We start from the raw sequence: 26,293 nt of genomic DNA, 5'->3' as shown, positions 1-26,293 counted from the left end.
CGCGCCGGGCGCGCGGGGCGCCCGCGCGTCAGCGACGCAGGGTCGCCCGCGCCAGCCGGTTGCCGATGAACTGGCCGAGCTGCACGATGATGACGATCGCCGCCACCGACACGTACACGATCCACCAGTCGTACCGCTGCGACCCGTACGTGATCGCGTACTCGCCGAGCCCACCGCCACCGATCAACGCCCCCTGCGCCGTCATGTCGACGATGCCGATGTAGATGAACGTGTAGCCGAGGATGAGCGGTCCGAGGCCCTCGGGGATGAGGACCGTGAGCAGGATCGACAGCGGGTGCGCTCCCGATGCCCGTGCCGCCTCGACGACGCCGGGGTCCACCGACAGCAGGTTCTGCTCGACGATCCGGGACACCGCGAACGACGCCGCGAGCGAGATCGCGAAGGTCACCGCGGGGACGCCGATCGTGGTCTGCACGACCACGCGGGAGAGCGGGGCGATCGCCGCCAGGAAGATCACGAACGGGATCGGCCGGACGAGGTTCACGACCACGTTGATGATCGTGTACGCGGCCCGGTTCCCGAGCAGGTTGCCCGGGCGGGTGGCGTACAGGGCGAGCCCGAGCGCGAGGCCGATGATGCCGGCGATGACGAGCGACACCAGGGACATCACGATCGTGTCGCGGATGGACGCGACGAAGACGTCGAACGTGTCGATCACGCTCTGGAACGAGTTGTTCACGCTGCGCCCTCCTCGTCGGTGGTGATGCGCGCGGCACGGAGGGCCGCGACCGCGGCGTCGATCTCGGACGGACCGGCCGCGGTCAGCTCGTAGGTGAGCGACCCGATCCGGCGTTCCCGGATCTCGCCGACCCCGCCGTAGACGAGCTCGGCGGTCACCCCGGCGGAGCGGAAGACCTGGTCGATGCGGTTCTGCAGCCCGGCCTCGTCGGTGATCTGGACCGTGACGAGGCGACCGGGGTGCCGTTCGCGCAGCCGTGCGACGGTCTCCGCCGAGGGCCGGTCGTGCAGGGCGGTCCGGACGAATCGCTGGGCCGCGCCGGTCTGCGGGTTCGCGAACACGTCGTAGACGTCCCCGACCTCGACGACACGCCCCTGCTCCATGACGGCGACGCGGTCGGCGATCTGTCGGACGGCGTCCATCTCGTGCGTGATGACGATGATCGTGACGCCGAGCTCCTTGTTCACCCGGCGGAGGAGCCCGAGGACCTCGGACGTGGTCTCGGGGTCGAGCGCGCTGGTCGCCTCGTCGGCGAGGAGCAGGTCGGGCGACGCCGCGAGCGCCCGGGCGATCCCGACGCGCTGCTTCTGCCCGCCGGAGAGCTGTTCGGGGTAGGCGTAGGCGCGGTCGAGGAGCCCGACGAAGTCGAGCAGCTCGGCGACCCGGCGGTCCCGTTCCTCCTTCGGCACGCCCGCGACCTTGAGCGGGTACGCGACGTTGCCGGCGATGGTGCGGGACCGGAAGAGGTTGAACTGCTGGAAGATCATCCCGATGTTGCGCCGTGCCGTCCGGCGGTCCCGCTCGGGCAGCGCCGTGAGCTCGTTGCCGGCGACCGTCACCGACCCGGACGAGGGCAGCTCGAGCGCGTTGACCAGCCGGACGAGCGTGGACTTGCCGGCACCGGAGTACCCGATGACGCCGAGGACCTCTCCCTGGTGCACGTCCAGGGAGACGTCCTCGACGGCCACCACGGTCTCGCCGGTGTCGGCGCGGCGGTAGTGCTTCGAGACGCCGCGGAGTTCGACGAGGACCGGCACTACTGCTTGGCCGCCTTCGCGTCCTGCTCGACCTTCGCGAGTTCCTCTTGCAAGGAGGACGCGCTCTCGTCGCGGCTGACCGCCTCGGGCAGGTCCTTCTTGAAGACCTTCTGCACGGACTCGTCCTGGAAGAGCTTCGCGAGGTCGAGGTAGGTCGTGTTGTCCTTGTCGGCGTTGCGCACGGCGAAGACGTTGACGTACGGTGCCGCGCTCGCGCTCGAGGGGTCGTCCTGGTAGATCGCGTCGGAGATCGGCAGGCCGGCGGCGGTGGCGTAGTTGTTGTTCACCACGGCGGCCGCGACCGAGCCCTGCTGCAGGGCGTTCGCCGTCTGCGAGGCGTTCAGCGGCTGGACGTCGACCTTCGACGACTCGATGTCGGTGGTCGTCGAGAAGGCCGACCCGCCGTCCTTGAGCGTGACGAGCTTCGCCGCCTGCAGGATGAGCAGCGCGCGGGCCTGGTTGATCGAGTCGTCCGGGATCGCGACCTTGGCGCCCTCGGGCAGGTCGGCGACGTCGTCGTACTTCGTCGCGTAGAGCGGCAGCGGGTAGACGGCCGTCGAGCCGATCGGCTGCAGGTCGTCGTTCGAGGTGACGTTGTAGTCGGCGAGGTACTGGATGTGCTGGAACTGGTTGAGGTCCAGCTGCTTGTCCTTGAGCGCCGGGTTCGGCAGCGAGTAGTCCGAGAAGTTCGTCAGCTTGACCGTCACGTTGAGCTTCGACTTCGCGAGCTTCGTGTAGGTGCTCCAGTAGGAGAGCGACTTGTCCGCGACGCCGATCGTGACGGTCTTCGGCGAACCACCGGCGGCAGCGCCGTCGTCGGACCCGCCGGAGCGGACGGCGCCGACGATGAGGGCGACGACGATCGCGACGACGACCACCGCGGCGGCGATGATCCAGCCGATCGGGCGCTTGCCCTTCGGCTTCTCGGGCAGAGCGGGTGCAGCGGACATGACGGAGCTCCTCGTGGGCAGTGCTGTGGGGGTCCGCGGTGGTCCGCGGCGTGCAGTCGAGTGTGACGGGCAGCCCGGCACGGTGCGAGTTCCGTTCCGCCGTGTTACATCCCTGTCACACGGTTCATTGGTTCACTCGGTACGTGCGCAGTCTCGAACTCGTCCTCGATCCGTCGTCGGACGCCGCCGTGCGCGCCGCGTGGGACGCGCTGGTCCGTGCGGACCTGCCGAGTCTCGGACGGTCGGACACCAACAGCCCCCACGTCACGCTGGCCGCGGGCGACGACCTCCGGATCCCGAGCGGGTTCGACGTGCCGGTGCCGTCGCGGCTCCGGCTCGGTGGCGTCCTGCTGTTCCCCGCGGGACCCGGGCGCTCGGTGCTCGCCCGCGCGGTGGTCGTCGACCGTGCGCTCGCCGCGTTCCACGAGGCGGTGCACCGGGCGTCCCCGGGAGGCGTCGAGACCACGTCGCCGGGCGCGTGGTCGCCGCACCTGACGTTCGCGCGACGGGTCCGGGACGAGGACCTCGGTGCGGCCGTCGCGGCGCTCCGCGGGACCCCGCTCCCCGATCTCGTGGTCGGTGGCGTGCGGTTCTGGGACGGAGAGTCCAGGACGGTCACGCCGGTCGGGTGACGCGGGTTCGGCTCACGTCCGCGTCGTGACGATGGCCCAGGAGGCGCGGCTCACGTCCCCAGGACCCGCTCGCCGAACGACGACGCGAACGTCCGCTCCGGGTCGGCCGCCGCGACGAGGTCGCGGAAGTCGGCCAGCCGCGGGTACAGCCCGGCGATGGCGGCCGCGTCGAGGGAGCTCATCTTGCCCCAGTGCGGTCGTCCGTCGAACGGTGCGAGGAGCGCCTCGAGGTCCGGGAGCAACGCGGCCACCTCGGCCGGGTGCTTCTGCCACGTGAACGCGATGCAGAGCACGTCCTCGCCCTGCGTCGGGCTCAACCAGAACGGGTCCGCCGCCATCGTGCGGAGCTCGCAGACGTGCAGGTGCGGCTGGATGCGGGCGGCCAGGGTCCGGACAGCGTCGAGCGCCGCACCCGCGTGCCGGAGGGGGACGAAGTGCTCGCTCTGCACCTCGGAGCCGTGACTCGGCACGGAGTCGATCGGGAAGTGCGGCAGCCGGTCCCACCACGGCCCGACCGAGCCGTCCCGGGCGGTGTGGTGTCCGTCGCCGGGCGAGCCGGGCAGCCGGGGCGCGCCGAACAGCTCGTCCGGGACGGCCACGTCGTCGTCGCCGTCCGGCACGCGCGACTTCAGCAGGACCTCGCTCACCGTGTCGCCGAACACCGTGTAGGAGCAGACGGACGTCGCAGCGGCGTGGATCTCGGCGACGTGGGCGGTGAAGGTGCCCCACGGGATCGACCCGTAGGTGTCCTGGCGCATCCGGTAGCTCGGCTGGACGTCGAGCGTGACCCGGGTGAGGACGCCGAGCAGGCCGAGGTGGAGCACGGCGCCGTCGAACGCCGGGTCGTCGCGGGCGATGGTCCGTGCGGACCCGTCGGGCCCGAGCACCTCGAACGACCGGACCGCGGTGCTCAGCGACCCGAGTGCGGTGCCGGAACCGTGCGTGCCGGTCGCGATCGCGCCGGCGATCGAGATGTGGGGGAGCGACCCCGTGTTGTGCAGCGCGAACCCGGCGCGGTCGATCTCGGGCGCGACGACGCCGTAGCGGGTACCGGCGCCCATCGTGACCGTCCGTCGCTCGGCGTCGACGGCGAGGTCGGTCGGGATCCCGGTGAGGTCGAGCAGCACGCCGGGGGCGTCCGGGGCGTCGTTGAACGAGTGCCGGGTGCCGAGGCCGTGCACCCGGGGCGACCGGGCGACGATCTCGGCGGCCTCGTCGATCGACGTCGGGCGGAGGACCCGTTCGGCCGTGTAGGTGACCGTGCCGGACCAGTTCAGCTCGCTCGTCGTCGACCGCATGACGCCCACGATGCCACGCGCACCCCGGCGCGTGCGGTTCCCGTCAGTGCATCGACGGTGCGGGGGCACCGTCCGGGGTCGCCGGGCGACGCACGAGGGAGCACATCACGATCCCGAACAGCGAGATCACCGCGCCGACGAGGAACGCCGTCCGCACGCCGGAGGCCGTGGCCTCGGCGAGGCCCGCGGCGCCGCTGCCGGCCGCCGCACCCGAGGCACCGATGGTGAGGAGCGTGACGAACAGCGCCGTGCCGGCGGCTCCGGCCAGCTGCTGCGCCGTGCCGAGGACCGCGCTGCCGTGCGAGTAGAGCTTCGGGGGCAGCCCGCCGAGTGCCGCGGTGAACAGCGGCGTGAAGGTGAGGGCGAGCCCGATGCTCAGGACGACGTGGGCGCCGAGGACGAACCACACGCTGGTGTCGACGCCGACGGTCGAGAGCGCCCAGAGGACGGCGCTGACGATGATCGAGCCCGGGATGAGCAGCACCCGCGGACCACGGCGGTCGTAGACGCGACCGACGATCGGGGACAGCAGACCCATGATGAGGCCGCCGGGCAGCAGGAGCAGGCCGACGTTCAGGACGTCGAGCCCGAGGACCCGCTCGAGGTAGATCGGCAGCAGGATCAGCGTGCCGAACATCGCCATGAAGCTCAGGCCCATCGCGACGATCGGGACGGTGAAGCCCTTCGTCTGGAAGGTGCGGAGGTCGAGCAGGGCGCGGTCCGCACGCTGCAGCCGGGTCTGCCGGAACACGAACAGGGCGAGGGCGAGGGCGCCGACGACGAGGGAGACGATCGGCACGAGCGGCCCGGTGGTGCCGGCCTCGCCGATGCTCGAGAGGCCGTAGACGATGCCGCCGAACGCGAAGGCGGACAGCACGACCGAGAGCACGTCGAGCGGGGCCTTGCGGGGCGTCGACACGTTGCGGACCTTGACCATGCCGAGGATCAGCGCGGCGATGGCGATGGGCAGCACGAAGCCGAAGAGCCAGCGCCACGAGAAGGCGTTGAGGATGAGCCCGGAGATGGTCGGGCCGATCGCCGGGGCGACGGAGATGACGATCGAGATGTTGCCCATCACGCGGCCGCGGTGCGCCGGTTCGATGAGCGTGAGGACCGTCGTCATGAGCAGCGGCATCATGATCGCGGTCCCGCTGGCCTGCACGATGCGCCCGAGCAGCAGCATCGAGAACCCGGGCGCGAGCAGCGCGATCAGGGTGCCGGCCGAGAACAGGCTCATCGCCCAGACGAACACCGGCCGGGTGTTGAAGCGCTGGAGCAGGAACCCGGTGATCGGGATGACGACCGCCATGGTGAGCAGGAAGCCCGTGGTGAGCCACTGCCCGGTCGCGGCGCTGATGTCGAGGTCGTCCATGAGCCGCGGGAGCGCGACACCCATGATCGTCTCGTTGAGGATCACGACGAACGCCGAGACGAGCAGCAGTCCGATCACGAGTCGGGTCTCGCCGGCGGAGGGCTGCGCGACGCTCCCGGTGCGGGGTGCGGAATCGACGGCCTGGGTCATGCGGGGCTCCTGGTGGATCACGACTGGTGGAACGAGGGGGCGCCATGGGCGCAGACAGGGCAACCGCCTGAGTGGATTCGATTATTCCGCTTCGGTCCGACATCCGTCGACGTCGGGCGGCGACCGGGTCAGTGCAGGATCGCGAAGCCGTCGACGTCGCCGTGCGGCACCACCGCGCGGCAGGTCACGTCGGTGACCTCGGCGGACGGCGGGCCGGTCCGGATGAACGTCATCAGGGCGTCGACCGCGGGGGCCGGACCCTCGGCCTCGACCTCCACCGTGCCGTCGAACAGGTTCCGGGCGTACCCGGCGAGTTCGAGCCCGTCGGCCTTCCGTGCGGTCCAGTACCGGAAACCGACCCCCTGGACCGTCCCCGACACGACGGCGTGCATCCTCGTCACCGTAGTCATGCGGCTCAATGTAGGCGCGCGGTCTGACCAGGAGTTTTCGACGCTGTTTCCGTCTCGTGAAACCCGGTGATAGTGTCATCCCAACCCGAACACTTCGAGTCATCATGACACTTACTCCCGAGCTCCCCATCCGCGTCGCGGTCTCCACCGTGATCGTGGCGCTGCGCCCGCACCCGGACACCGGGGCGCCGGCGCTGTGGATGCCGCTCGTGCGTCGGGTGGCCGAACCGTACGAGGGGGCGTGGGCGCTCCCGGGCGGTTGGGTGCGGCCGGACGAAGGGCTCGAGGACTCCGCCGCGGCCCGCCTCCGCGAGACCACCAACGTGCAGCCGCGCTACCTCGAGCAGCTCTACGCCTTCGGCGACGTCGACCGCTCGCCGAGCCGCGTCGTGTCGATCGTGTACTGGGCCCTCGTCCACCCGGACGAGGCGAGTTCGGTCCCCGACGACTGGAACGTACGGTGGTTCCTCGCCGACGAACACCCGCCGCTCGCCTTCGACCACGACCGGATCGTCGCGTACGCGCTCTGGCGGCTCCGCAACAAGATGTCGTACTCCCGGATCGCCCAGGCGTTCCTGGGGGACCGGTTCACCCTCGCCGAACTCCGCGGGGTGTACGAGGCGGTGCTCGGGCGTGCGCTCGACCCCGCGAACTTCCGTCGCCAGGTCGAGAAGACCGACGCGATCCTGCCGACGGACGAGACCACGAGCGGGGACCGGCACCGGCCGGCCCGGCTGTACCGCTCGAACCCCGACCTGGCCTACGCGGACAACGGTCCGCTGCAGCAGGGCAAGAAGCCGTAGAACCGAAGGAACACCCGTGTCCATCGCCACCACCATCGAACTGATCTCCAACGGTCAGGCCGCCGGCAGCACCTGCACGCCCGACCTGGCGATGCCGACGTGGGACTTCGACTCCCGGCCCGGCTACGGCCCCGGCTCGTCGATGTCGGACGTCATCCCGACCTCGGCGCCCCGGCAGGGCGTCATCCCGGACGAGTACCGGAACGCCCCGGACGACGAGCTGCACGAACGCATCGAGCGGGCGAAGGCCACCCTCGGCGACCGCGTCGTGGTCCTCGGGCACTTCTACCAGCGCGACGAGGTCGTGCGGCACGCGGACTTCCTCGGCGACTCGTTCCAGCTCGCGAACGCCGCGCTGACGAAGCCCGACGCCGAGGCCATCGTGTTCTGCGGCGTGCACTTCATGGCCGAGACCGCGGACATCCTCGCCCGCGACGACCAGCGCGTGATCCTGCCGAACCTCGCCGCGGGCTGCTCGATGGCCGACATGGCCGACATCGACAGCGTCGAGGCGGCGTGGGCCGAGCTCGAGCAGGTCTACGGCACCGAGCCCGACGCCGACGGCCGCGTGCCGGTCATCCCCGTCACGTACATGAACTCCGCCGCCGACCTCAAGGCGTTCTGCGGGCGGCACGGCGGCATCGTGTGCACGTCGTCGAACGCCGCGACCGTCCTCGAGTGGGCGTTCGAGCGGGGGCAGCGCGTGCTCTTCTTCCCCGACCAGCACCTCGGCCGGAACACCGCCAAGGCGATGGGCATCAGCACCGACCTCATGCCGATGTGGAACCCGCGGAAGCCCCTCGGCGGCAACGACGAGCAGACCCTGCAGGACGCCAGGGTCGTCCTCTGGCACGGCTTCTGCTCGGTGCACCGCCGCTTCACCGTCGACCAGATCGACCAGGCCCGTCGTGAGCACCCCGGCGTGCAGGTCATCGTGCACCCCGAGTGCCCGATGGCCGTCGTCGACGCCGCCGACCACGCCGGCAGCACCGACCTCATCCGGAAGACCGTCGCGGCCGCCACCGAACCGACCACGTTCGCGATCGGCACCGAGATCAACATGGTGAACCGGCTCGCCGCCGAGTACCCGCAGCACACGATCTTCTGCCTCGACCCGGTGGTGTGCCCCTGCTCGACGATGTACCGCATCCACCCCGGCTACCTCGCCTGGGTCCTCGAGGCGCTCGTGCGCGGCGAGGTCCTCAACGAGATCGTCGTGCCGGCGGACGTCCAGGCCGACGCCAAGGTCGCACTCGAGCGCATGCTCGCCGCCCGACCCACGGTCTGACCGTGCACGTCGTCATCGTCGGCTCCGGCATCGCCGGACTCACCGCAGCGATCCGCGCGAGTGCCCGTCACGACGTCACCCTGGTGACGAAGGGCGCGCTCGCCGACAGCGCGACGGCGTACGCGCAGGGAGGCGTCGCCGTCGCGCTCGGCGCCGACGACTCCGCCTCGCTCCACCAGGCGGACACCCACGTGGCGGCAGCGGGCAGCGCCGACGCCCGCGCCGTCGAGGTGCTCTGCACCGACGGCCCTGCGCGGGTGCGGGACCTGCTGTCGCTCGGCGTCCCCTTCGACCGCACCACCGACCCGACGAGCCTCGACCGGTACGGCGACGACCTGGCCCGCGGGCGCGAGGCAGCGCACGGCCGGTGGCGCGTCGTCCACGCGGACGGCGACGCGACCGGGGCCGCCATCGAGCGCACCCTCATCGCCGCCCTGCACCGCCGGCACGTCACGATCCTCGAACGGACCTGCCTCGTCGACCTCGTGGTCCGGGACGGCTCGGTCGTCGGGGTCGACGTCCTCGACCTCCTCGGCGAGCCCCGGCGGATCGACGCGGACGCCGTCGTGCTCGCGTCCGGTGGCGCCGGACACCTGTTCCGCGAGACCACCAACCCGCTCGTCGCGACGGGCGACGGGCAGGCAGCCGCCTGGCGTGCCGGTGCCGTGCTGGCCGACCTGGAGTTCGTGCAGTTCCACCCGACCCGCCTCGCGGTCCCCGGCGGCGGGCTCGTCTCCGAGGCGGTCCGCGGCGAGGGAGCGGTGCTCCGTGACGCACGCGGGCACCGCTTCATGGTGGACGTCCACCCCGACGCCGAGCTCGCCCCCCGCGACGTCGTCGCCCGGGGCATCGCGGCCGCCGTCCGGGAGCAGGACGGAGAGCCCGTGCTCCTCGACGCGACCGGCCTCGACCCCGCCTTCCTCGTCCGGCGCTTCCCCGGGCTCACCCGCGCCACCCGATCCGCCGGCTTCGACTGGACCCGCGAGGGCGTCCCCGTCTCCCCGGCCGCGCACTACTCGATGGGCGGGGCCGCCACCGACGCCGAGGGACGGACGAGCCTGCCCGGCCTCCTCGCGATCGGCGAGGTCGCCTGCACGGGCGTCCACGGCGCCAACCGGCTCGCGTCGAACTCGCTGCTGGAAGGACTCGTCTTCGCGGTCCGCGCAGCGGACGCGCTCGACGTGCCGCGACCCGGCAGACTCCGGCTGCGCGGCGACGCGGGTCTCCCCGTCACCAGCGTGCCGGGTGCGACCGACGCGAGCCGCGCCTCCCGTCCCCTGCTGCCAGGAGGCGCGGCTCGACCCACCGACGCCGCCGACGTCCGCCAGGCGGTCCAGTCCGTCATGACGGACCGGGTCGGGCTCCTCCGCGACGCGAGCGGTCTCGCGAGCGCACGACGCGACCTGGCCGCCCTCGTCGCGCCCGAGCCGACCGGCGTCCGCGACCTCGAGGACCGGGCCCTGCTCGACCTCGCCCGGGTCACGGTGCTCGCCGCCGAGGCCCGGACCGAGTCCCGCGGTGCCCACGCCCGCACCGACCACCCCGACACCGATCCCGCAGCCCCCGCGTCGACCGCGTGGGTCGCCCAGCACACCGCCGTCCCGCAGGAGGTACCCGCATGACCGTCGACCCCGGAACGATCCCCCCGCACGCCCTCCGACGCGTCATCGACACCGCGCTCGAGGAGGACGCCCCCTGGGGCGACGTCACGAGCGAGACGCTCATCCCCGCAGACGCCACGGCCACGGCGACCCTGGCGGCGCGCGAGCCCGGCGTCCTCAGCGGGGGCGACGTGTTCGTCGCCGTGATGCACGCGGTCGACCCGACGATCGACGCGGTCCTGCACGTGCCGGACGGCAGCCGCTTCACCGCGGGCGACGTCCTCGCGACCGTGAGCGGTCCCGCCCGGTCGGTCCTCCGTGCCGAGCGGGTCGCACTGAACCTCGCGCAGCGGATGTCCGGCATCGCCACGGCGACCGCGACCTACGTCGCGGCCGTCGCCGGCACCCGTGCCCGGATCGTCGACACCCGCAAGACCACGCCCGGTCTGCGAGCCCTGGAGCGGTACGCCGTGCGGTGCGGCGGCGGGCACAACCACCGGACCTCGCTGTCCGACGCCGTGCTCGCGAAGGACAACCACCTCGCCGTGCTCCTCGCGGGCGGGATCGGCATCGGGAACGCGATCGCCGCGGCCCGCGAGCGGCTCGGGCACACCGTCCACCTCGAGGTCGAGGTGGACCGCATCGACCAGATCGAGCCCGTCGTGGCGGCCGGCGTCGACACGATCATGCTCGACAACTTCACCACCGACCAGCTCGAGGCCGGCATCCAGGTCGTCGCCGGGCGAGCCCTCGTCGAGGCCTCCGGCGGGGTGTCCCTCGACACCGTCGCCGCGATCGCCGCCACCGGGGTCGACGTGATCTCCGTCGGGGCGCTCACCCACTCGGCGCGGGCACTCGACCTCGGGCTCGACGTCGACGTGGCCGTCGGCGCCGGCGTCTGACGTGTTCTACCTGGACCGCGCGGCCACGACGCCCGTGCGCCGCGAGGTGCTCGAGGCGATGTGGCCGTACCTCACCGGGACCTTCGGCAACCCGTCCTCCACGCACGGGGTCGGCGACGCCGCAGCCCGGGGCCTGGCCGACGCCCGCGCCGCCGTCGCTGCAGTGCTCGGGTGCCGCCCGGCCGAGGTCGTGTTCACCACCGGCGGGACCGAGGGTGCGAACACCGCGGTGAAGGGCATCGCCCTGGCGTCCCCCCGCGGTCGCCACGTCGTCACCAGCGCGGTCGAGCACGAGGCGGTGCTCGAGAGCTGCCGGTACCTCGAACGGTTCCACGGGTTCGACGTCACGGTCCTGCCGGTCGACCGCGACGGGGTCGTCGCCCCGGACGTCCTCGCGGCAGCGCTCCGACCCGACACCACCCTCGTCTCGATCGCGCACGCCGACAACGAGATCGGGACGGTGCAGGACGTGCCGGCGCTCGCCGCGGTCGCCCACGCCGTCAGGGCCCGGTTCCACACGGACGCCGTCCAGTCGGCGCCGTGGCTCCCGGTCGGACTCGACGTGCTCGGCGTCGACGCGCTGTCGGTGTCCGGGCACAAGCTCGGCGCACCGAAGGGCACCGGCGTGCTCGCCGTCCGGTCCGGCGTGGCGCTCGAACCGTTGCTGCACGGTGGTGGACAGGAGCGGGGGAGACGCTCCGGCACCGAGGACGTCGCGGGTGCCGTCGGCGTCGCCACGGCCTTCGCGCTCGTCGCCGCGACCCGGGACGACGCGGCCCGGACGGCGACCGCCACCCGGGAGGCCGTGCTCGACGGGGTGCTCCGGTCGGTGCCCGGGGCGTTCGTCACCGGGTCGCGGACGTCGCGGCTGCCCGGCCACGCGTCGTTCTGCTTCCCCGGGGTGAACGGCGAGACGGTCCTGCTCGAGCTCGAGGAGCGCGACGTCGTGTCGTCGTCCGGGAGCGCCTGCGCGGCCGGCAGCACCGAGGCCTCGCACGTGCTCACGGCGCTCGGCCTGTCCGACGAGGTCGCCCGGACGGCGCTGCGCCTGACGTTCGACGCCGGCCTGACCGCGGCGGACGTCCCGGTGGTCGTCGATGCCGTCGCCGCAGCCGTCGCGACCGTTCGCGCGCTCGCCTGACACCCGACGAGGGTGTACTAGACGTTCTACTCCATGAGTGGGGTCGTGTCCCCCCTTTTGCGGACCGGCGAAGTGCGCCAGAGTGTTCACATGGCAAACGCGATGACGACTCGGGTCCGGCAGGAGGACCACTTCCGGGCGGTCCAGCTCCTCCCCGCACCCGCGACCGTCCTCGCGCTCGTCCTGGCCGCGCAGCACGACCTCGGCACCGCCCCGCTCGGGCTCATCGCCGTCGTCGGAGCACTGGCGACCATCGGGAGTGCCCTGCTCCCCATGGTCAGACCCGCCGCGGCCCGACGGTCGATGCCCGCACCGACCGAGACGGACCGGTACCGAGAGGACACCGAACACCCTTGAGGACCAGCACCGTCGAGTCCGACCCCTGCGGACTCGCCGGTGCGACGAGCCGGACCAGGTTCCCTGACCTGCGTCCGGCGCGGGGCACGACACCCCCTGATTCGTCGTGCTCCGCAGCACCTGCGACCCGTCGTGGGCGCGGGCGTCGCTTCCCCTGTGCGATGCCCGAACCCCCTGTGCCCACGGCGGGTCCCGGTGCGCTGCTCCGTGCCCACGAGCCCGGGCGCTCGCACTAGCGTGGGACCGTGCCCTCCTACCGTGTGACCCTCGCCGTCGGAGCGCTCGCACCCGGCACCGCCCCGGACGCCGTGCTCCCCGAGGCCGCCCGGCTCGTCGCCGAGCTCGTGGTGGTCGAGGCGCGGGACGTCCGGCTGCTGCGCGGGGTCCCGTGCGCAGTGGTCCGGTTCGAGTCGCCGTCGGACGACGTGGCCGATGCCGTCGCCGAGCACGCGGCCTCCGGGCTGCGAGGGACGGCCGAGGTGCGGTCCGTCGCGGTCACCCGCCGTGACGGCGGTCGTTGGACCCCGATCGCCTGAGGCGACGAGGAGGACGCGTCGTCAGCGCGGCACCGGCGCGACCGTCCCCGGCCAGACGTAGTCGAGGTCGTCCGGCACGTCGGGGAACAGCGGCCGGTAGTGCTCCGGCGCCTTCTGCACGAGCTTCGACCGGTGCGAGCGGTGCACGGCGGGGTCCGCGTTCCACGACGGCACCGGGTAGTCGGCCCGCTCGTACGCGTCGAGGTCCTCGGGGACGAGCGCGAGGTCGGCGAGCGTCTTCTCCAGGCAGGTGTCTGCGTACCCGCGCTCGGTCCACGCGCGGCACGTGGCCTGCTGGTACGCCATCAGCGCCGGACGGTACCCACGCCACATCGCCACGACGGGGTGGTGCTGCCAGCCGTAGTCCGGCAGCGTCAGGGCCCGCATCACCTGCAGCGTCTCGACCCGTTGCTTGCCGAGCCGCCGGTCGTCGAGCACCTCGGCCGAGGCGCGGAAGTCCGGGTACGGCAAGAACGTCTGCATGGCGCGGACGGTACGCGGCGGCGCTGGAACCCGACACATGCCGTCACACGCCGACCGCCGGGAGTCCAGGCGTGTGAGCATCGAGCACATGAGCGGAGAACTCGTCGTCGGCGTCAGTGGCAGCCCCTCGGACCCCTCGCGGACGTCCACCCTGGTGGCTGCGACGGTGGCGCGCCTCGGGCAGGAGATCGACGACGCGCGCACCGAGACCGTCGAGATCGGGCCGCTGCTCGCCGACCTCGGCGCGGCACCGTCCCGCGAAGCGATGTCGGACCGCACGCGACGCGCGCTCGAGACGGTCGAGGCGGCGGACGTCCTCGTCGTCGGCAGCCCGGCGTTCCGTGCCGCGTACTCCGGTGCGTTCAAGCTCTTCTTCGACTGGATCGGGCAGTACGACCTCGTCGACACCCCGGTGCTGCTGACCGCGACCGGCGGGAGCGATCGGCACGCCCTGCTCGTCGAGCACCAGATGCGGCCGCTGTTCGGCTTCTTCCAGTCGACGACGCTGCCGATCGGCGTCTTCGGCAACGAGCGGGACTTCGCCAAGCGCGAGGGCGGCTACGACATCGCGAACGTCGACCTCGAGCTCCGCATCGACCAGGCCCTGCAGCGGGCGCTCCCGATCATCCGCGGGGGCTTCGCCACCGCTGCCGCCACCGAGGTCCGGCGCCCCGCCGACTTCTGACCCGCCGCGTGGGTTGGACGCGACGGCGCGCGGGACGGGAGGCGCGGTGCGGGCCCGACCCGCGCCTCCTGGACCCGACTCAGCCGAGCAGGGACGCGACGTGCGCGACCGCCAGGCGGTAGCCGTCCGCACCCGCGCCGGCGATGACGGCCGTCGCGGCCGTCGCGACGTGGTCGACGTGCCGGAACGGCTCCCGCTTCCACGTGTTCGAGAGGTGCACCTCGACGACCGGCACCGCCAGCGCCTCGACCGCGTCGTGCAGTGCGACCGAGGTGTGCGCGTAGGCGGCGGGGTTGATCACCACGCCCACGAAGTCGTCGAGTGCCTCGTGCAGCCACTCGACGAGCTCGCCCTCGCGGTTCGTCTGCCGGAAGTCCGCCTCGAGCTCGTGCACCGCGGCCTCGGTGTGCACGATCGCCTCGATCTCGGCGAGCGTCACCGTGCCGTACTGGTCCGGGTCGCGCCGTCCGAGGATGTCGAGGTTCGGGCCGTTGAGGACGAGGATGCGCGACTGCTCGGTCATGGCAGGAGCCTACCGAGCGCCCGCAGTCGCATTGCGGGTGCGATGCATACCTCGGCTATGTGAACGGTCACAATTCGGTGTAACGTTCCCGTCCGGGTCGGCGGAGTTGTCGATCGCAACACACTGACGTGGAGTTTGAATGGTTCTCGCTGCAGCGAACAACGGGATCCGGCTCGATCTGGGCTGGGTCGACTACCTGATGATCATCGTGTACTTCGCGGTCGTCATCGGGATCGGTTTCACCGCCCGGAAGCAGGTCCGGACGAGCATGGACTTCTTCCTGTCGGGCCGCTCGATGCCCGCGTGGATCACGGGCCTCGCGTTCGTGTCCGCGAACCTCGGCGCGACCGAGATCCTCGGCATGGCCGCCAACGGTGCCCAGATCGGCATGGCGACCCTGCACTACTACCTGGTCGGTGCCGTGCCGGCCATGGTGTTCCTCGGGCTCGTGATGATGCCCTTCTACTACGGGTCCAAGGTCCGCAGCGTGCCGGAGTTCATGCTCCGCCGCTTCGGCAAGGCCCCGCACCTGGTGAACTCGATCGCGTTCGCGGTGTCGAACGTGCTCATCGCCGGCATCAACCTCTACGCCATGGCCATCGTCATCGAGGCGATGCTCGGCTGGCCGGAGTGGCTCGCGATCATCGTGTCCGCGGGCTTCGTGCTCGTCTACATCACCCTCGGCGGGCTCTCCAGCGCGATCTACAACGAGGTCATGCAGTTCTTCGTGATCATCGCCGGCCTCATCCCGCTGACGATCGTCGGTCTGCACCGCGTCGGTGGCTGGAGCGGCCTCTCGAAGGCCATCACCGAGACCCAGGGCGTGCAGCACCTGCAGGCGTGGGCCGGCACCGGCTTCGGCGACGTCACGAACCCGATCGGTGCGAACTGGCTCGCGATCGTGCTCGGCCTCGGGTTCGTCCTCGGCTTCGGCTACTGGACGACGAACTTCACCGAGGTGCAGCGCGCGTTCTCGGCGAAGAACATGTCCGCCGCCCGCCGCACCCCGCTCATCGCCGCGATCCCGAAGCTCTTCATCCCGGCGATCGTCGTCATCCCCGGCCTCATCGCCGCGGCCGTCGTGGGCAACCAGTTCGCCTCGGGCGCCCTCGACTACAACGACGCGATCCCGAAGCTCATCCAGATGTACCTGCCGACCGGTGTGCTGGGCGTCGCGGTCACGGGCCTCCTCGCCTCGTTCATGGCCGGTATGGCGGCGAACGTGTCGTCGTTCAACACCGTCTTCACGTACGACATCTGGCAGCGCTACATCAAGCCGAACATGCCCGACGTGCACTACCTGAAGACCGGGCGCTGGGTCACCGTCGTCGGCGTGCTCGTCGGCATCGCGACCGCGTTCATCGCCGCGCAGGCGTCGAACATCATGACGTACATGCAGACGCTGTTCTCGTTCTTCAACGCGCCGCTGTTCGCCGTGTTCATCCTCGGGCTGCTCTGGAAGCGGATGACCACCGCCGGTGCGCTGTGGGGCTACGTCCTCGGCATCGTGACGCCGACGATCACGTGGATCGCGTACCTCGTCAACCCGGACCTGTTCGCCACCGCGACCGCCGAGACCCTCTACGGCGCGATCATCTCGTTCGTCACCGTGCTCGTCGTCGGGTTCGTCGTGTCGATGGTCACGAAGCCGAAGGACGAGAAGGAGCTCGGCGGGCTGGTGTACGGCGTCGGCAAGATCGACCTGCACAGCGACTCCGTCGCGACCGACACCGCCTGGTACCGCTCCCCGGCGCTGCTCGGCACCGTCGCACTGATCCTGTGCGTCGTCCTGTACCTCCCGTTCCTCTAGGCCCGCGAAGAACCGCGAAGGAGATCTCCCATGAGCGACACCAACACCGCCATGACCGAGGAGCAGAAGGCCGCCCTCGTCCGCTCCACCCGCCGACTCGACCTGCGTCGCATCCTCGGTGGCCTGTTCGTCCTGTACGGCGTCATCGTGACCATCGTCGGTATCGTGCACTGGAACACCGACCCCGAGAAGACCGGTGGCATCCACATCAACCTGTGGGTCGGGCTGTCGATGCTCGTCGGCGGGCTGCTCTTCTTCCTCTGGGACCGGCTGAACCCCGTCCCGGCGGAGGACATCATCGGCCAGGCCGATGCCGAAGAGCACCAGAAGGCGGCCGGCGAAGGCCGCGACCTCGCGTGACCAGCTGAACTGACCGACGGACGGGAGGCGCGGTGCCGGCTGGCACCGCGCCTCCCGTCCGTCTCGGTGCCGGTTGACGGCAGTTCGGCGGCGGTCCTAGTATTGATATGTCGACCGCGTGCTGCTCGGTCGGAAGTGAGCCCCGGAGCATCCTGCAGCCAGCGCGGGACCGGGGTGTTGCGCTGTCCGGCTCGGGTCACGGCACACGGACGACCGATCCGTCGAACTCGTGGTCGAGTGCGGCGACTTGTGCGCCGCACGCCAGGTCGGCCAGCGCGACCAGCGGCTCGTCGTCCGGGCGCACGTGCTCGTGGCGGACCGAGCGCCCGACCCCTCGACGTCGGAGCGCATCGAACATCGATCGGTCGGCGTCGTCGTGGGTCCGTCCGCGGGACTCGATGACGATCTCCCCGACGCCGCGTTGTTCGAGTTCCCACACCAGGCGTTCGGGACCGTGGCGCCGTCGGCGTTCGACGCGCGCGGCCGCCCCGTCGTAGCGGACGACGACGACCGCGACCGCACGACGGAGGAGTTCGAGCCACGAGATCCGCTGCGCGTGCAGCGCTTCGTACCAGTGCAGCTTGCGCATCCGACGGGGCGTCGCGGCTCGGATCCCGGCGCGGACGTCGTCGCGCTCCCGGTCGTGCACGACCACCGCGGCCATCACGTACGCGGTGTGGTCGCGACCGCCGCCGGGCTCGGACTCGTCGACGTACGCGCGGTGCATCGAGCCAGTATATTGCGTACCGGTTGCTTCGCCGATGAAACGGTTGCGCTCCGACTCCGGGCGCGCCAGGTTGAGCACGACGAAAGGATCCTCCCCATGGACACGATGGTCTTCATCAACCTGCCCGTCGCCGACCTCGAGCGCTCGAAGGAGTTCTACGAGGCCCTCGGCTACTCGATCAACCCGGCGTTCAGCGACGACACCGCGGCGTGCGTCGTGGTGAGCGACACGATCTACGTCATGGTGCTCACCCACGCCAAGTTCGCGGAGTTCACCACGAAGACCATCGCCGACGCCGACACGATCGAGGTCATCAACTCGCTCAGCGCCGACTCCAAGGACGAGGTGCACCGGATCGTCGACGCAGCGGTCGCCGCCGGTGGCTCCGAGGACCGCCCCGAGATGGACCTCGGGTTCATGTACCAGCGGAGCTTCGTCGACCCCGACGGGCACCGCTGGGAGTACGTGTGGATGGACCCGCAGGCAGCGCAGGACGGTCCGCCCGCCGAGTGAGCGACGACGGGTGTCGGCGGTGGGTGTCGGCGGCGACGGCCAGGATGGTGCCATGAGCTCCGAGCCCGTCGCCGCTGCCCCGTCCGACCTCGTCGTGGGTGACGACGGCCTCGCCCGGCCCGTGTGGGCGTCGAGTGACGAGCTGTTGCGGAACTACTACGACACCGAGTGGGGCATGCCCGTGCGCGACGAGCGCGGAGTGTTCGAACGCCTGTCGCTCGAGGCGTTCCAGTCCGGGCTGTCGTGGCGGACGATCCTCGCGAAGCGTCCGGCGTTCCGGGCAGCGTTCGCGGACTTCGACGCCGACACGGTCGCGGCGTTCGGCGAGGACGACGTCGCACGGCTCATGGCCGACGCCGGCATCGTGCGGAACCGGGCGAAGATCCTCGCGACGATCACCAACGCGAACGCCACGATCGCCCTGCGCGAGGACGGCGGCCTGGCCGACTTCGTGTGGTCGTTCCGGCCGGCGACGACGCCCGAGCCGGTCACGTACGCCGACGTCCCGACGAAGTCGGACGAGTCCGTCGCACTGTCGAAGGCGCTCCGGAAGCGGGGTTTCGCCTTCGTCGGGCCCACCACGATGTACGCGCTGATGGAGGCGCTCGGCATCGTCGACACGCACCTCGTCGGCAGCCACCGCCGGGGGACCTCCGGCGTCTGGAGCTGACCCCGACGGTGCCGACGGTGCAGGGCTAGGGTCGCGGCATGAGCTCCGAGAACCCGCGCGTCCACCCCGTCCACCCGGTCGAGGCCGAGGTGGTGGAGGTGCCCCTCGACGCCGAGGTGCCGACGCCCGAGCCGTCCGACGACCCCGGAGCCGGCACCCCCGAGCACGACCCGGCCGAGATCCGGATCGCGTTCCTGTTGTTCCCCGGCCTGACGCAGCTCGACCTGACCGGGCCGGCGCAGGTGCTGTCCCGCGTCCCGGGAGCACGCGTCGAGTACGTCGCGGCGACGCTCGACCCGGTACCGAGCGACTGCGGGCTGTCGCTCGTACCGACCACGACCATCGGTGATGCCAGCCCGGCCGACGTGCTCGTCGTCCCCGGCGGCGACGGCGCCTTCGACGCGATGCTCGACACCGCGGTGGTCGCGTTCGTCCGGCGCGAGGCCGAGCGCGCCACGTGGGTGACCTCGGTGTGCACCGGCGCGTTCGTCATCGGCGCGGCGGGGTTGCTCGCCGGCAAGCGCGCGACGACGCACTGGGCATCGAAGCCGATGCTCGCGGCGTTCGGTGCGCAGCCGGTCGACGACCGTGTCGTGGACGACGGGGCCGTCGTCACCGCGGCCGGGGTGAGCGCCGGCATCGACATGGCGCTCTGGCTCGCGGCCGAACTGGCCGGGCAGCCTGCAGCCGAGGCGATCCAGCTCCAGATCGAGTACGACCCGCAGCCCCCGTTCGACGCGGGTTCGGCCGTCCGGGCGGACACCCGGATCGTGACCGAGGCGCGTGCCGCAGCGGAAGCGGCACGTGGTGACCGGGTGGCGCGGGCGGCTGCGGCCGTGATGCGCTGAGTCAGTCGAGCGGGAGCTGCATCTGCGTCGCGGTGACGCCGTAGCCGAGTCGCTCGTAGAGGTCCTGCGCGCCCGTGTTGTACCCGAACACGTTCAGGCCGATGGTCCGGGCGCCGTTCGCGCGGGCGACCTCGTGCGCCTGCTCGAGCGCTCGGCGGGCGTGCCCCCTGCGTCGGTGCGGCTCGTCGATCTCGACGTCGAAGACCCACCAGTCGGTGCTGCCCGGTGCGAACGGGCCGATCCAGAGGTACCCGACCACGGCGTCGGCATCGTCGAGGACGTCCCAGACGAAGTGCTCGGGCAGCGGCGTGCCGTCGGGGAACCACTTGTCGAGGGACTGCTGCTTGTTCGCCTCGGCGCGCTCTCGCGTCTCGCCCGCCCGGATGCGTGACTCGACGTACTCCGCCATCGTGCGGTCGAGCCACCCGGGCAGTCGCTCGGCCGGCATCGCGACGAGGTGCGTGTCGGTCACCGGTTGCCCTTCGACCCGCGCTTCGGCTTGCCCTTCATGCCGCGCTGCACACGCCCGCGACCGGTCGAGTTCTTCCCGCCGCCGCTCTTGCCACCGGTGCCCTTGGTGGCGCCGCGCTTGGCGACCGTCTTCGCGTTCGACGGTGCGGCCTTGCCGCCGCCCTTCGCCGGACGCGACCCGTCCTTCGGGTCGGGAGCCGCGCCTCCTGGCTGGTCCTGGTCGCCCCGCGAACTGTTCGCGGTGCGCCCGCGGACCACGCCGATGAACTCCTCGGTGGTCTCGGTGGCGTCCTCGGAACGCCAGACGAGCACGATCCGGGTGCCGGGCGAGCCCGCGAGCGTGCGGCTGACGAGCTCCTTGCGGCTCGCGGCACGGAAGAGGGACTGGGGGAGGACGGCCACGCCGACGTTCGCCTCGACCAGAGCGAGCGTGGCGTCGACGTCCTCCGGGACCGGGCCGGGGTCGACGACGTGCACGTCCGTCGCGGCGAGGTCGACCTCGGCGAGGTCCGCGAGTGGGGAGTCCTTCGGCATCGCGACGACGGCGGTCTCGGTCCAGAGCGGGATGGCGTTGTGCGCGTCGGAGACGGGGACCCGGGCGAACACCATGTCGGCCTCGCCGGCGAGTGCGTCGTCGACCTCGTCCGCTCCGATCGGGCGGAGTCGGAGCTCGGTCGTGGGGAAGCGCTCGCGCCAGACGCGGGCCCACTTCGCGGGGGACACCCCCGGCACGAAGGCGATGGTGAGTGCCGCGGTCATGCAACCGAGCATAGGGGCCGTACCCTTGTGTCCATGGCGCAGGAACAGACCATGAAGCCCGAGACGGCCGCGAAGAAGCTCGGCATCCTGCTGGCGGCCGCCCCGGAGACCTTCCGGGACGCGCCGATCAGCCGGACCGCGTTCGACGAACTCCGCACGGACCCCCCGACCTGGCTCGAGGACCTCCGTCGCGACGGACCGCACCCGCGACCCGTCGTGGCGCAGAAGCTCGGCGTGTCGATCTCGGGGCTGACCCGTGCGGGCAGCGACGAACCGCTCACCACGGCGGAGATCAAGACGCTGCTCGAGCAGAAGCCCGAGTGGCTCGTCCGCGAGCGCGCGACGCAGGCCGCGGTGCACGCCGAGAACGCCCGCGTGAAGCAGGAGCGTGCCGCGAAGGCCGCTGGCCGCACCGAGGACTGACCCCGACCCGCACCACCCCGCCGCCCGAGGACACCCCGTGCACGAGACCGTCGCCGACGCCATGCTCGTCGTGCCGCAGTTCGCGTCGGTGTGCTGCATCGTGGGGGACCGGTACCGGCCTCGCCCGGGCGTGATCGTCCCCGCGGCGGTGATGCTCGTCGCGATGCTCATGCCCGTCGTGCACGCCGGAGCGGTGTGGACGCTCCTCGCCGCCACCGTGCTCCTGCTCCTCGCGCCGCTGCCCGTCATGCGGCGGCGCCGCGCCGACGGTCGCCGTGCCGAGCCGATGGACGTCCACCGGGCGCTGTCGGCGGTCGTGATGTCCGGGATGCTCCTGATGGGGCACGCCACGGGCATCGCCGACGGACACGCGGGCCACGGCATCGCCCTGACCGCGGTGCTCGGCGCCGGAGTGATCGGCTACGCCGCGTTCAGCGGGTGGCTGCTCCGCCACGAGTGGGCGCGAGAGGACCGGCGTGCCGTCCGGAGCGGCGAGGTCTTCGCGATGACGGTCGCCGTCGTCGGCATGACGCTCGCGATGTAGTCAGCGGTTCGCGACCCGCTCCTGCACCTCGTGGATCGTGTCGGACGGCACCGGCGGCACACCCCGACGGATGCCGGCGATGCCGACGACCGCGAGGACCGCGGTGACGACGCCGAACACGACGAGCGTGATGCCGGTCGCTGCCCAGAGCGGGAGCACGAGCGCGAGCAGCACCACCACGAAGCCGGCGAGCAGGACGAGGGTCGTCAGCGCGAACGCCACCGCGACACCGGTGAGCACGAGCCCCGTCTTCGCGCCGCTGACGCGGTCGCCGATCTCGCGTCGTGCCGATGCGACCTCGTCGCGGACGGCGCGGAGCACCGGCTCGAGCGCCTTCTGCACGAGCCCGGCGGTGACGGTGTCACGGAAGGACGGCTTGCCGGTCGTGGTGTCGTCGTGGTCGGTGCTCATGGTGTCTCCTGTTCCTCGGGCGCGGTCGTCCGCACCCACCAGGGTGACGCGTCGGGGACGGGAGTCGTCACGCCTGCGACGCGCATGCTCGGCGGGTTCCCAGGACCGCCGGCGACGAGCAGGTTCCGTCCGGCGCGTGACCGTTCTGGTTCGCGGATGCCGGGGATCGCGAACCGGAACGGTCACGCGCCGAGAAGAACACGGGCTTCGGCGCGTCCGCCGCGGGGACGAGCGGGTGACGGACTGGAGGCCCGGCTCGCGTCGTCGACGCGGGCCGGGCCTCCGGAGACGGTCGGGTCTCGACCGCCGTGGTGCGCTAGGACGCGATCTCGTCCAGGTCGTCGATCCCGCGTGCGGCGGCAGCGGCCCGCCGCGCGCGCATCGACGGCGCCGCGACGGCGGCCAGGACCGCGAGGACGGCCACGCCCGTGCACGCCCAGAACCCGATCGTGAACGCGTCGTCGGTCGGCAGCCCCTGCGCGGTGGTGTGGGACGTGATCAGCGCCGCGATGACCGCGGTTCCGACGCTGGAGCCGATCGTGCGGACGACGGTGTTGGCGCTGATGGCCTCGCCGGTCTGGTTCGCGGGGACGCTCTCGATGATCGCGTTCGAGCACGCGGCGAGGGCGAGGCCGATGCCGATGCCCGTCAGGACGCCGGACACGACGACCTCGGCGATCGCGGCGTGCGAGATCGCGGGGATGAGGAACGCGGCGACGATGGCGACCCCACCGAGCAGCATCGGCGGCTTCGGGCCGACCTTGCGGACGAGGATGCCGGCGATCGGCCCGGCGATGATCATCATGACGACGGTCGGGAGCAGGAAGAGCCCGGCCTCGGTCACGTCCTTGCCGAACCCGTACCCGACGGCGGTCGGGAGCTGGAGGAGCGTCGGGACGAGGACGAACGTGCCGAACATCGCGAAGCCGAAGACGAGCGCGACCACGTGGGCCGTCCAGACGCCGCGGACCGCGAACAGCCGGACGTCGATGAGCGGTTCGGCGACGCGGAGCTCGACGAGCACGAAGGCGACGAGTGCGACCGCGCCGAGGATCAGCAGACCGACGGTCTTGCCGTCGCCCCAACCCCAGGTCTCGCCCTCGCTGATCGCCAGCAGGATCGCGACCAGGGAGACCGCGAGCACACCGGTGCCGAGCATGTCCAGGCGACCGGGCTTCCGGACCGGGGACTCGGGCATGCCGAAGACCGCGCCGAGCAGAGCGATGACGACGAGCACGGCGGGGAGCCAGAACAGCCAGTGCCACGAGAGGTGTTCGACGATCGGGCCCGCGGCGACGATCCCGACGCCCGCGCCGATGCCGAAGATCGCCGACAGCAGGCCGATCGTGACGCTGACCTTCTCCTTCGGGAGCTCGTCGCGGACGATGCCGATCGACAGCGGCATCACGGCACCGGCGGCACCCTGGAGCGCGCGACCGACGATCAGCGTGCCGAGGTTCGGTGCGAGAGCGGCGAGGACGGCGCCGGCGAGGAGGATCGACAGGACGACGATGAGCACCTTGCGCTTGCCGACCATGTCCCCGAGCCGGCCGAGGATCGGCGTGAGCACCGACGCCGAGAGCAGGTACGCCGTGAGCACCCAGCTCGTCGCGCTCGTGGAGGCGCCGAGGTCCTGTCCGATGGTCGACAGCGCCGGTGCGACGAGCGACTGCAGGACGGCGAAGGACAGGCCGCCGAGCGACAGGTAGACGATGATCGCCGTGCTGTTCGGTCGGCGCGCACCGGTGGTGGGGTGGGACCCGGTCCGCGGGGTCTCCATGGTCTCGGTCATCGTGCTCCGTACGCTCGGATGTAAACAGTTGCTGACTTGACGAGGGTACGCGGTTCCAGGCGGATGTCAACACTTGCTTACATCAGTCCCCGAACCGCTACGCTCGGAGCATGAGCAAGGACGCCGAGGCAACCCGCCGACTTCTCGTGCAGGCCGCACGACGTCGGTTCGCCTTCGACGGCTACCGGGCCACCACCGTGCGCGACATCGCCGCGGACGCCGGCGTGAACGTCGCCCTGATCAACCGGTACTTCGTGTCGAAGGAGGGGCTCTTCCGGGAGTGTCTCGACCGCGTCGCCCGCGACCTCGGCGCCGAGGAGCGGCCCGTGCCGGACCTCGAGCGGTCCCTCGCCGGCATGATCGAGCACGCCGTCCGGTCCCCGACCGACGACGACTCGCTCCAGCTCATGCTGCTGCTGCGCTCCTCGGGGGACGACGGCGCGGACGCCATCCGCCGCGAGACACTGCGCCGCTACGCCGAACGACTCGCCGGGGCCGTCCACGACGAGGTCACCGACGACCTGCTCCTCCGCGCCGAGATCGCCCTGGCGGTGGTGCTCGGCATGACGATGCTCCGGACGTCCACGAAGGTCGAGCCGCTCGCGTCGGCCGACCACCAGGCGGTCTCGGACGCGCTCACCGGGGTCCTGCGGCAGCTCCTCGCCGGGCCGCGGTAGCGTCGAGCCGTGTCCGATCGCCACGTCCGTCGCCCCGATCCCGCGCCGCGCCTCGACGAGGTCGACGAGCGGATCCTCTGGACCCTCGCCGCCGACGCCCGGATCCCGAACAACCGCCTCGCCGCTGCGGTCGGCATCGCCCCGTCGACGTGCCTGACGCGCGTCCGTGCACTCGAGGACGCCGGGGTCATCCGTGGCTACCGGGCCGACGTGGACGTCGCACGGCTCGGCTTCGCGATCGAGGCGATGGTCTCGGTCCGGGTGCACGCCGCAGCGCGCCACGAGCTCCGCGACTTCGCGAAGCGGCTGCTCCGGGTGCCCGTCGTGCAGGACGTGTCGTTCCTGGCCGGCGACAAGGACTTCCTCGTGCACATCGCGTGCACGTCCACCGAGCAGCTCCGCGACTTCGTGGCCGACGAGCTCAGCGGCGACCCCTCGGTGGCGACGACGCAGACGAACATCGTGTTCGAACGGCTCGTCGCCGACCGTGCACAGCAGGGGCGGTCGTTCGACGAGCTCCGGCGCTGGCGGGCCTGACTCAGCGCGTGCGGGTCATCGGGAGGTGGGGGATCCCGTCCTCGTTGAAGTCCTCGCCCGAACGCACGAACCCGAACCGGGCGTACCACTGCTCGAGGTGCGCCTGGGCGTCGATCGCGATGCGCGGGGAGCGTGCCTCGGCGATCGCGGCCTCCATCAGCAGCGACGACAGCCCCTGCCCCCTGGCGGCCTTCGCGGTGGCGACGCGGCCGATGCGCTCGGTGCCGTCGTCCTCGCGGAGGAGCCGGAGCGTGGCGTCGACCGAGCCCTGCCCCGCCCAGAACTGCAGCGTGCCGGGCTCGAGGTCGCGCCCGTCGATGTCCGGGTAGGCGGCTGCCTGCTCCACCACGAACACGTCCTGCCGGAGTCGCAGGATCTCGTGCAGGGTGACGACGTCCAGGTTGCGCGTCGGGGCGTTGAAGATCGAGACCAAGACCGGCCTTTCCTGACGATTTCTTCCGAAACAGGGTGCGTTCCGGAACGGAGCGGCGTACATTGCCGGACAACCACTCTACGTGCGCAGCCGAGATCAGGAGGTGAGCGCATGGACCAGCCGTTGCGCGCACCCTGGCGCGCGATGATCCGGTACGTCGTGTTCGGCGTCGGCATCGCCGCTGCCCTCGTGCTGCTCTCGTTGGTGCTCGGCGCTCGTCCGGCCGCGGCGGCCCCCGCGCCCGCCCAGCAGACGCTGCCGACCCACCCGTCGCAGCAGCGCGGGCTGGTCGGCGGGGTCGTCGACGGCCTCGGCGACACCGTCCAGGGCGTCGCCGGTGGGGTCGGGCACGTCGTCGACGGTGTCGTCGCCCCGGTCCGGACGGCCGTCGTGCCCGCCGCTCCGGCAGCCCCGGCCGTGCCCACACCGAGCGCCCCGGCAGCGCACCCG

Annotated in this window: 32 protein-coding genes and 1 pseudogene; 19 read left to right on the top strand and 14 right to left on the bottom strand. The window is 71.7% G+C overall.

Annotation, left to right across the window (positions count from 1 at the left end):
- Window positions 1-28: 28 nt before the first annotated feature.
- Genes HWD93_RS14740 through HWD93_RS14730 form a run of 3 tightly spaced genes read right to left on the bottom strand, consistent with a single transcriptional unit; the run spans window position 29 to window position 2,687 of the window.
- Window positions 29-700, bottom strand: coding sequence for a methionine ABC transporter permease (locus HWD93_RS14740; protein ID WP_217642545.1), 672 nt, complete (start codon window positions 698-700; stop codon window positions 29-31).
- Complete coding sequence (locus HWD93_RS14735; RefSeq protein ID WP_071302673.1) at window positions 697-1,737, bottom strand: methionine ABC transporter ATP-binding protein; 1,041 nt, start codon at window positions 1,735-1,737, stop codon at window positions 697-699. Before HWD93_RS14735 ends, HWD93_RS14740 begins: the two co-directional genes overlap by 4 nt.
- Window positions 1,737-2,687 (bottom strand): MetQ/NlpA family ABC transporter substrate-binding protein, encoded by a 951-nt coding sequence (locus HWD93_RS14730; protein ID WP_071294556.1) that lies wholly within the window; start codon window positions 2,685-2,687, stop codon window positions 1,737-1,739. Before HWD93_RS14730 ends, HWD93_RS14735 begins: the two co-directional genes overlap by 1 nt.
- Window positions 2,688-2,830: 143 nt before the next feature.
- On the opposite strand from HWD93_RS14730, the gene HWD93_RS14725 reads away from it, so the two are divergent.
- Complete coding sequence (locus HWD93_RS14725) at window positions 2,831-3,319, top strand: 2'-5' RNA ligase family protein (RefSeq protein WP_071294555.1); 489 nt, start codon at window positions 2,831-2,833, stop codon at window positions 3,317-3,319.
- A gap of 50 nt (window positions 3,320-3,369) precedes the next feature.
- Here the strand turns inward: HWD93_RS14725 and HWD93_RS14720 are convergent, their stop codons facing one another.
- From HWD93_RS14720 to HWD93_RS14710, 3 genes are all read right to left on the bottom strand, one after another.
- Window positions 3,370-4,617, bottom strand: a complete 1,248-nt coding sequence (locus tag HWD93_RS14720; RefSeq protein ID WP_261647224.1) for a D-arabinono-1,4-lactone oxidase — start codon at window positions 4,615-4,617, stop codon at window positions 3,370-3,372.
- Between the two features lie 43 nt (window positions 4,618-4,660).
- Window positions 4,661-6,139, bottom strand: a complete 1,479-nt coding sequence (locus tag HWD93_RS14715; protein ID WP_083295252.1) for an MDR family MFS transporter — start codon at window positions 6,137-6,139, stop codon at window positions 4,661-4,663.
- A gap of 128 nt (window positions 6,140-6,267) precedes the next feature.
- Entirely contained in the window at window positions 6,268-6,531 is a 264-nt protein-coding gene (locus HWD93_RS14710; RefSeq protein ID WP_083403155.1) for an acylphosphatase, read from the bottom strand.
- Between the two features lie 122 nt (window positions 6,532-6,653).
- Between HWD93_RS14710 and HWD93_RS14705 the strand changes: the two genes are divergently transcribed.
- The 7 genes from HWD93_RS14705 (at window position 6,654) to HWD93_RS14675 (ending at window position 13,177) form a co-directional block, all read left to right on the top strand.
- Window positions 6,654-7,352 carry an NUDIX domain-containing protein gene (locus HWD93_RS14705; protein ID WP_070418308.1) on the top strand — a complete coding sequence of 233 codons (699 nt, stop codon included), beginning with the start codon at window positions 6,654-6,656 and terminating at the stop codon, window positions 7,350-7,352.
- Window positions 7,353-7,368: 16 nt separating this feature from the next.
- Entirely contained in the window at window positions 7,369-8,640 is a 1,272-nt protein-coding gene (gene nadA, locus HWD93_RS14700; protein ID WP_071294552.1) for a quinolinate synthase NadA, read from the top strand.
- A 2-nt stretch (window positions 8,641-8,642) separates the two neighbouring features.
- Entirely contained in the window at window positions 8,643-10,262 is a 1,620-nt protein-coding gene (gene nadB, locus HWD93_RS14695) for an L-aspartate oxidase (protein ID WP_261647223.1), read from the top strand.
- Entirely contained in the window at window positions 10,259-11,143 is an 885-nt protein-coding gene (nadC, locus tag HWD93_RS14690) for a carboxylating nicotinate-nucleotide diphosphorylase (protein ID WP_261647222.1), read from the top strand. The genes nadB and nadC overlap by 4 nt, the downstream gene beginning before the upstream one ends.
- Window position 11,144: 1 nt before the next feature.
- On the top strand, window positions 11,145-12,284 hold the full coding sequence (locus HWD93_RS14685) for a cysteine desulfurase family protein (protein WP_261647221.1): 1,140 nt from the start codon (window positions 11,145-11,147) through the stop codon (window positions 12,282-12,284).
- A gap of 90 nt (window positions 12,285-12,374) precedes the next feature.
- Window positions 12,375-12,641: a hypothetical protein gene (locus HWD93_RS14680; RefSeq protein WP_070418313.1), complete on the top strand. Its 267-nt coding sequence runs from the start codon at window positions 12,375-12,377 to the stop codon at window positions 12,639-12,641.
- 245 nt (window positions 12,642-12,886) lie between these two features.
- Entirely contained in the window at window positions 12,887-13,177 is a 291-nt protein-coding gene (locus HWD93_RS14675) for a hypothetical protein (protein WP_261647220.1), read from the top strand.
- Window positions 13,178-13,198: 21 nt separating this feature from the next.
- Here HWD93_RS14675 and HWD93_RS14670 read toward each other — a convergent pair whose 3' ends face one another.
- Window positions 13,199-13,660, bottom strand: a complete 462-nt coding sequence (locus HWD93_RS14670) for an MSMEG_6728 family protein (protein ID WP_261647219.1) — start codon at window positions 13,658-13,660, stop codon at window positions 13,199-13,201.
- A gap of 88 nt (window positions 13,661-13,748) precedes the next feature.
- Between HWD93_RS14670 and HWD93_RS14665 the strand changes: the two genes are divergently transcribed.
- Window positions 13,749-14,345, top strand: coding sequence for an NAD(P)H-dependent oxidoreductase (locus HWD93_RS14665; protein ID WP_261647218.1), 597 nt, complete (start codon window positions 13,749-13,751; stop codon window positions 14,343-14,345).
- A gap of 79 nt (window positions 14,346-14,424) precedes the next feature.
- On the opposite strand, the gene aroQ is transcribed toward HWD93_RS14665, so the two are convergent.
- Window positions 14,425-14,868 (bottom strand): type II 3-dehydroquinate dehydratase, encoded by a 444-nt coding sequence (aroQ, locus tag HWD93_RS14660; protein ID WP_261647217.1) that lies wholly within the window; start codon window positions 14,866-14,868, stop codon window positions 14,425-14,427.
- A 139-nt stretch (window positions 14,869-15,007) separates the two neighbouring features.
- On the opposite strand from aroQ, the gene HWD93_RS14655 reads away from it, so the two are divergent.
- Both HWD93_RS14655 and HWD93_RS14650 read left to right on the top strand, forming a co-directional pair.
- Window positions 15,008-16,678, top strand: a complete 1,671-nt coding sequence (locus tag HWD93_RS14655; protein ID WP_261647216.1) for a sodium:solute symporter family protein — start codon at window positions 15,008-15,010, stop codon at window positions 16,676-16,678.
- A gap of 30 nt (window positions 16,679-16,708) precedes the next feature.
- On the top strand, window positions 16,709-17,038 hold the full coding sequence (locus HWD93_RS14650; RefSeq protein ID WP_261647215.1) for a hypothetical protein: 330 nt from the start codon (window positions 16,709-16,711) through the stop codon (window positions 17,036-17,038).
- Between the two features lie 196 nt (window positions 17,039-17,234).
- On the opposite strand, the gene HWD93_RS14645 is transcribed toward HWD93_RS14650, so the two are convergent.
- The gene (locus tag HWD93_RS14645) at window positions 17,235-17,843 is read right to left on the bottom strand and encodes a DUF3800 domain-containing protein (protein WP_261647214.1); all 609 of its coding nucleotides are present in this window, start codon (window positions 17,841-17,843) and stop codon (window positions 17,235-17,237) included.
- 18 nt (window positions 17,844-17,861) lie between these two features.
- Between HWD93_RS14645 and HWD93_RS14640 the strand changes: the two genes are divergently transcribed.
- From HWD93_RS14640 to HWD93_RS14630, 3 genes are read left to right on the top strand one after another with little or no spacing between them, the layout of a single operon-like run.
- Window positions 17,862-18,278 carry a VOC family protein gene (locus HWD93_RS14640; RefSeq protein WP_070418320.1) on the top strand — a complete coding sequence of 139 codons (417 nt, stop codon included), beginning with the start codon at window positions 17,862-17,864 and terminating at the stop codon, window positions 18,276-18,278.
- 52 nt (window positions 18,279-18,330) lie between these two features.
- The gene (locus HWD93_RS14635; protein ID WP_261647213.1) at window positions 18,331-18,948 is read left to right on the top strand and encodes a DNA-3-methyladenine glycosylase I; all 618 of its coding nucleotides are present in this window, start codon (window positions 18,331-18,333) and stop codon (window positions 18,946-18,948) included.
- Window positions 18,949-18,986: 38 nt separating this feature from the next.
- Window positions 18,987-19,796 (top strand): DJ-1/PfpI family protein, encoded by an 810-nt coding sequence (locus HWD93_RS14630; protein WP_261647212.1) that lies wholly within the window; start codon window positions 18,987-18,989, stop codon window positions 19,794-19,796.
- 1 nt (window position 19,797) lies between these two features.
- On the opposite strand, the gene HWD93_RS14625 is transcribed toward HWD93_RS14630, so the two are convergent.
- Together HWD93_RS14625 and HWD93_RS14620 are read right to left on the bottom strand one after the other, a co-directional pair.
- The gene (locus HWD93_RS14625; RefSeq protein ID WP_083413920.1) at window positions 19,798-20,268 is read right to left on the bottom strand and encodes a GNAT family N-acetyltransferase; all 471 of its coding nucleotides are present in this window, start codon (window positions 20,266-20,268) and stop codon (window positions 19,798-19,800) included.
- Window positions 20,265-21,026, bottom strand: coding sequence for a LysR family transcriptional regulator substrate-binding protein (locus HWD93_RS14620; RefSeq protein WP_261647211.1), 762 nt, complete (start codon window positions 21,024-21,026; stop codon window positions 20,265-20,267). The genes HWD93_RS14625 and HWD93_RS14620 overlap by 4 nt, the downstream gene beginning before the upstream one ends.
- A gap of 33 nt (window positions 21,027-21,059) precedes the next feature.
- On the opposite strand from HWD93_RS14620, the gene HWD93_RS14615 reads away from it, so the two are divergent.
- Together HWD93_RS14615 and HWD93_RS14610 are read left to right on the top strand one after the other, a co-directional pair.
- A complete protein-coding gene (locus tag HWD93_RS14615; RefSeq protein ID WP_261647210.1) occupies window positions 21,060-21,449 on the top strand; it encodes a DUF5997 family protein in 390 nt (129 codons plus the stop codon).
- Between the two features lie 37 nt (window positions 21,450-21,486).
- Window positions 21,487-21,993, top strand: a complete 507-nt coding sequence (locus HWD93_RS14610; protein ID WP_071296394.1) for a hypothetical protein — start codon at window positions 21,487-21,489, stop codon at window positions 21,991-21,993.
- On the opposite strand, the gene HWD93_RS14605 is transcribed toward HWD93_RS14610, so the two are convergent.
- Window positions 21,994-22,404 (bottom strand): phage holin family protein, encoded by a 411-nt coding sequence (locus HWD93_RS14605; RefSeq protein WP_070418324.1) that lies wholly within the window; start codon window positions 22,402-22,404, stop codon window positions 21,994-21,996. It lies immediately after the preceding gene.
- Window positions 22,405-22,720: 316 nt separating this feature from the next.
- Window positions 22,721-24,196, bottom strand: coding sequence for an MFS transporter (locus HWD93_RS14600; protein WP_261647209.1), 1,476 nt, complete (start codon window positions 24,194-24,196; stop codon window positions 22,721-22,723).
- Window positions 24,197-24,306: 110 nt separating this feature from the next.
- On the opposite strand from HWD93_RS14600, the gene HWD93_RS14595 reads away from it, so the two are divergent.
- Entirely contained in the window at window positions 24,307-24,873 is a 567-nt protein-coding gene (locus HWD93_RS14595) for a TetR/AcrR family transcriptional regulator (RefSeq protein WP_071296392.1), read from the top strand.
- A 9-nt stretch (window positions 24,874-24,882) separates the two neighbouring features.
- A complete protein-coding gene (locus HWD93_RS19560) occupies window positions 24,883-25,410 on the top strand; it encodes an Lrp/AsnC family transcriptional regulator (RefSeq protein WP_070418327.1) in 528 nt (175 codons plus the stop codon).
- A gap of 1 nt (window position 25,411) precedes the next feature.
- Here the strand turns inward: HWD93_RS19560 and HWD93_RS14585 are convergent, their stop codons facing one another.
- Window positions 25,412-25,843, bottom strand: a complete 432-nt coding sequence (locus HWD93_RS14585) for a GNAT family N-acetyltransferase (protein ID WP_070418328.1) — start codon at window positions 25,841-25,843, stop codon at window positions 25,412-25,414.
- A 111-nt stretch (window positions 25,844-25,954) separates the two neighbouring features.
- Between HWD93_RS14585 and HWD93_RS14580 the strand changes: the two are divergent.
- A pseudogene (locus HWD93_RS14580) lies at window positions 25,955-26,293 on the top strand (hypothetical protein); the annotation flags it as partial.

The sequence above is a fragment of the Curtobacterium sp. C2H10 genome (genome assembly GCF_025407985.1).
Taxonomy (GTDB): domain Bacteria; phylum Actinomycetota; class Actinomycetes; order Actinomycetales; family Microbacteriaceae; genus Curtobacterium.
Note: the sequence above shows the minus strand (reverse complement) of the source record. Positions and strands in the feature narration are given on the sequence as shown.

Bases quoted from the DNA above. Each gene is read 5' to 3' on its own strand.
- HWD93_RS14730 (WP_071294556.1), bottom strand. From the start codon at position 2,687: ATGTCCGCTGCACCCGCTCTGCCCGAGAAGCCGAAGGGCAAGCGCCCG.
- HWD93_RS14720 (WP_261647224.1), bottom strand. From the start codon at position 4,617: ATGCGGTCGACGACGAGCGAGCTGAACTGGTCCGGCACGGTCACCTAC.
- HWD93_RS14715 (WP_083295252.1), bottom strand. From the start codon at position 6,139: ATGACCCAGGCCGTCGATTCCGCACCCCGCACCGGGAGCGTCGCGCAG.
- HWD93_RS14710 (WP_083403155.1), bottom strand. From the start codon at position 6,531: ATGCACGCCGTCGTGTCGGGGACGGTCCAGGGGGTCGGTTTCCGGTAC.
- HWD93_RS14705 (WP_070418308.1), top strand. From the start codon at position 6,654: ATGACACTTACTCCCGAGCTCCCCATCCGCGTCGCGGTCTCCACCGTG.
- nadC (WP_261647222.1), top strand. From the start codon at position 10,259: ATGACCGTCGACCCCGGAACGATCCCCCCGCACGCCCTCCGACGCGTC.
- HWD93_RS14680 (WP_070418313.1), top strand. From the start codon at position 12,375: ATGGCAAACGCGATGACGACTCGGGTCCGGCAGGAGGACCACTTCCGG.
- HWD93_RS14670 (WP_261647219.1), bottom strand. From the start codon at position 13,660: ATGCAGACGTTCTTGCCGTACCCGGACTTCCGCGCCTCGGCCGAGGTG.
- HWD93_RS14665 (WP_261647218.1), top strand. From the start codon at position 13,749: ATGAGCGGAGAACTCGTCGTCGGCGTCAGTGGCAGCCCCTCGGACCCC.
- aroQ (WP_261647217.1), bottom strand. From the start codon at position 14,868: ATGACCGAGCAGTCGCGCATCCTCGTCCTCAACGGCCCGAACCTCGAC.
- HWD93_RS14655 (WP_261647216.1), top strand. From the start codon at position 15,008: ATGGTTCTCGCTGCAGCGAACAACGGGATCCGGCTCGATCTGGGCTGG.
- HWD93_RS14650 (WP_261647215.1), top strand. From the start codon at position 16,709: ATGAGCGACACCAACACCGCCATGACCGAGGAGCAGAAGGCCGCCCTC.
- HWD93_RS14640 (WP_070418320.1), top strand. From the start codon at position 17,862: ATGGACACGATGGTCTTCATCAACCTGCCCGTCGCCGACCTCGAGCGC.
- HWD93_RS14635 (WP_261647213.1), top strand. From the start codon at position 18,331: ATGAGCTCCGAGCCCGTCGCCGCTGCCCCGTCCGACCTCGTCGTGGGT.
- HWD93_RS14630 (WP_261647212.1), top strand. From the start codon at position 18,987: ATGAGCTCCGAGAACCCGCGCGTCCACCCCGTCCACCCGGTCGAGGCC.
- HWD93_RS14620 (WP_261647211.1), bottom strand. From the start codon at position 21,026: ATGACCGCGGCACTCACCATCGCCTTCGTGCCGGGGGTGTCCCCCGCG.
- HWD93_RS14615 (WP_261647210.1), top strand. From the start codon at position 21,060: ATGGCGCAGGAACAGACCATGAAGCCCGAGACGGCCGCGAAGAAGCTC.
- HWD93_RS14605 (WP_070418324.1), bottom strand. From the start codon at position 22,404: ATGAGCACCGACCACGACGACACCACGACCGGCAAGCCGTCCTTCCGT.
- HWD93_RS14600 (WP_261647209.1), bottom strand. From the start codon at position 24,196: ATGACCGAGACCATGGAGACCCCGCGGACCGGGTCCCACCCCACCACC.
- HWD93_RS14595 (WP_071296392.1), top strand. From the start codon at position 24,307: ATGAGCAAGGACGCCGAGGCAACCCGCCGACTTCTCGTGCAGGCCGCA.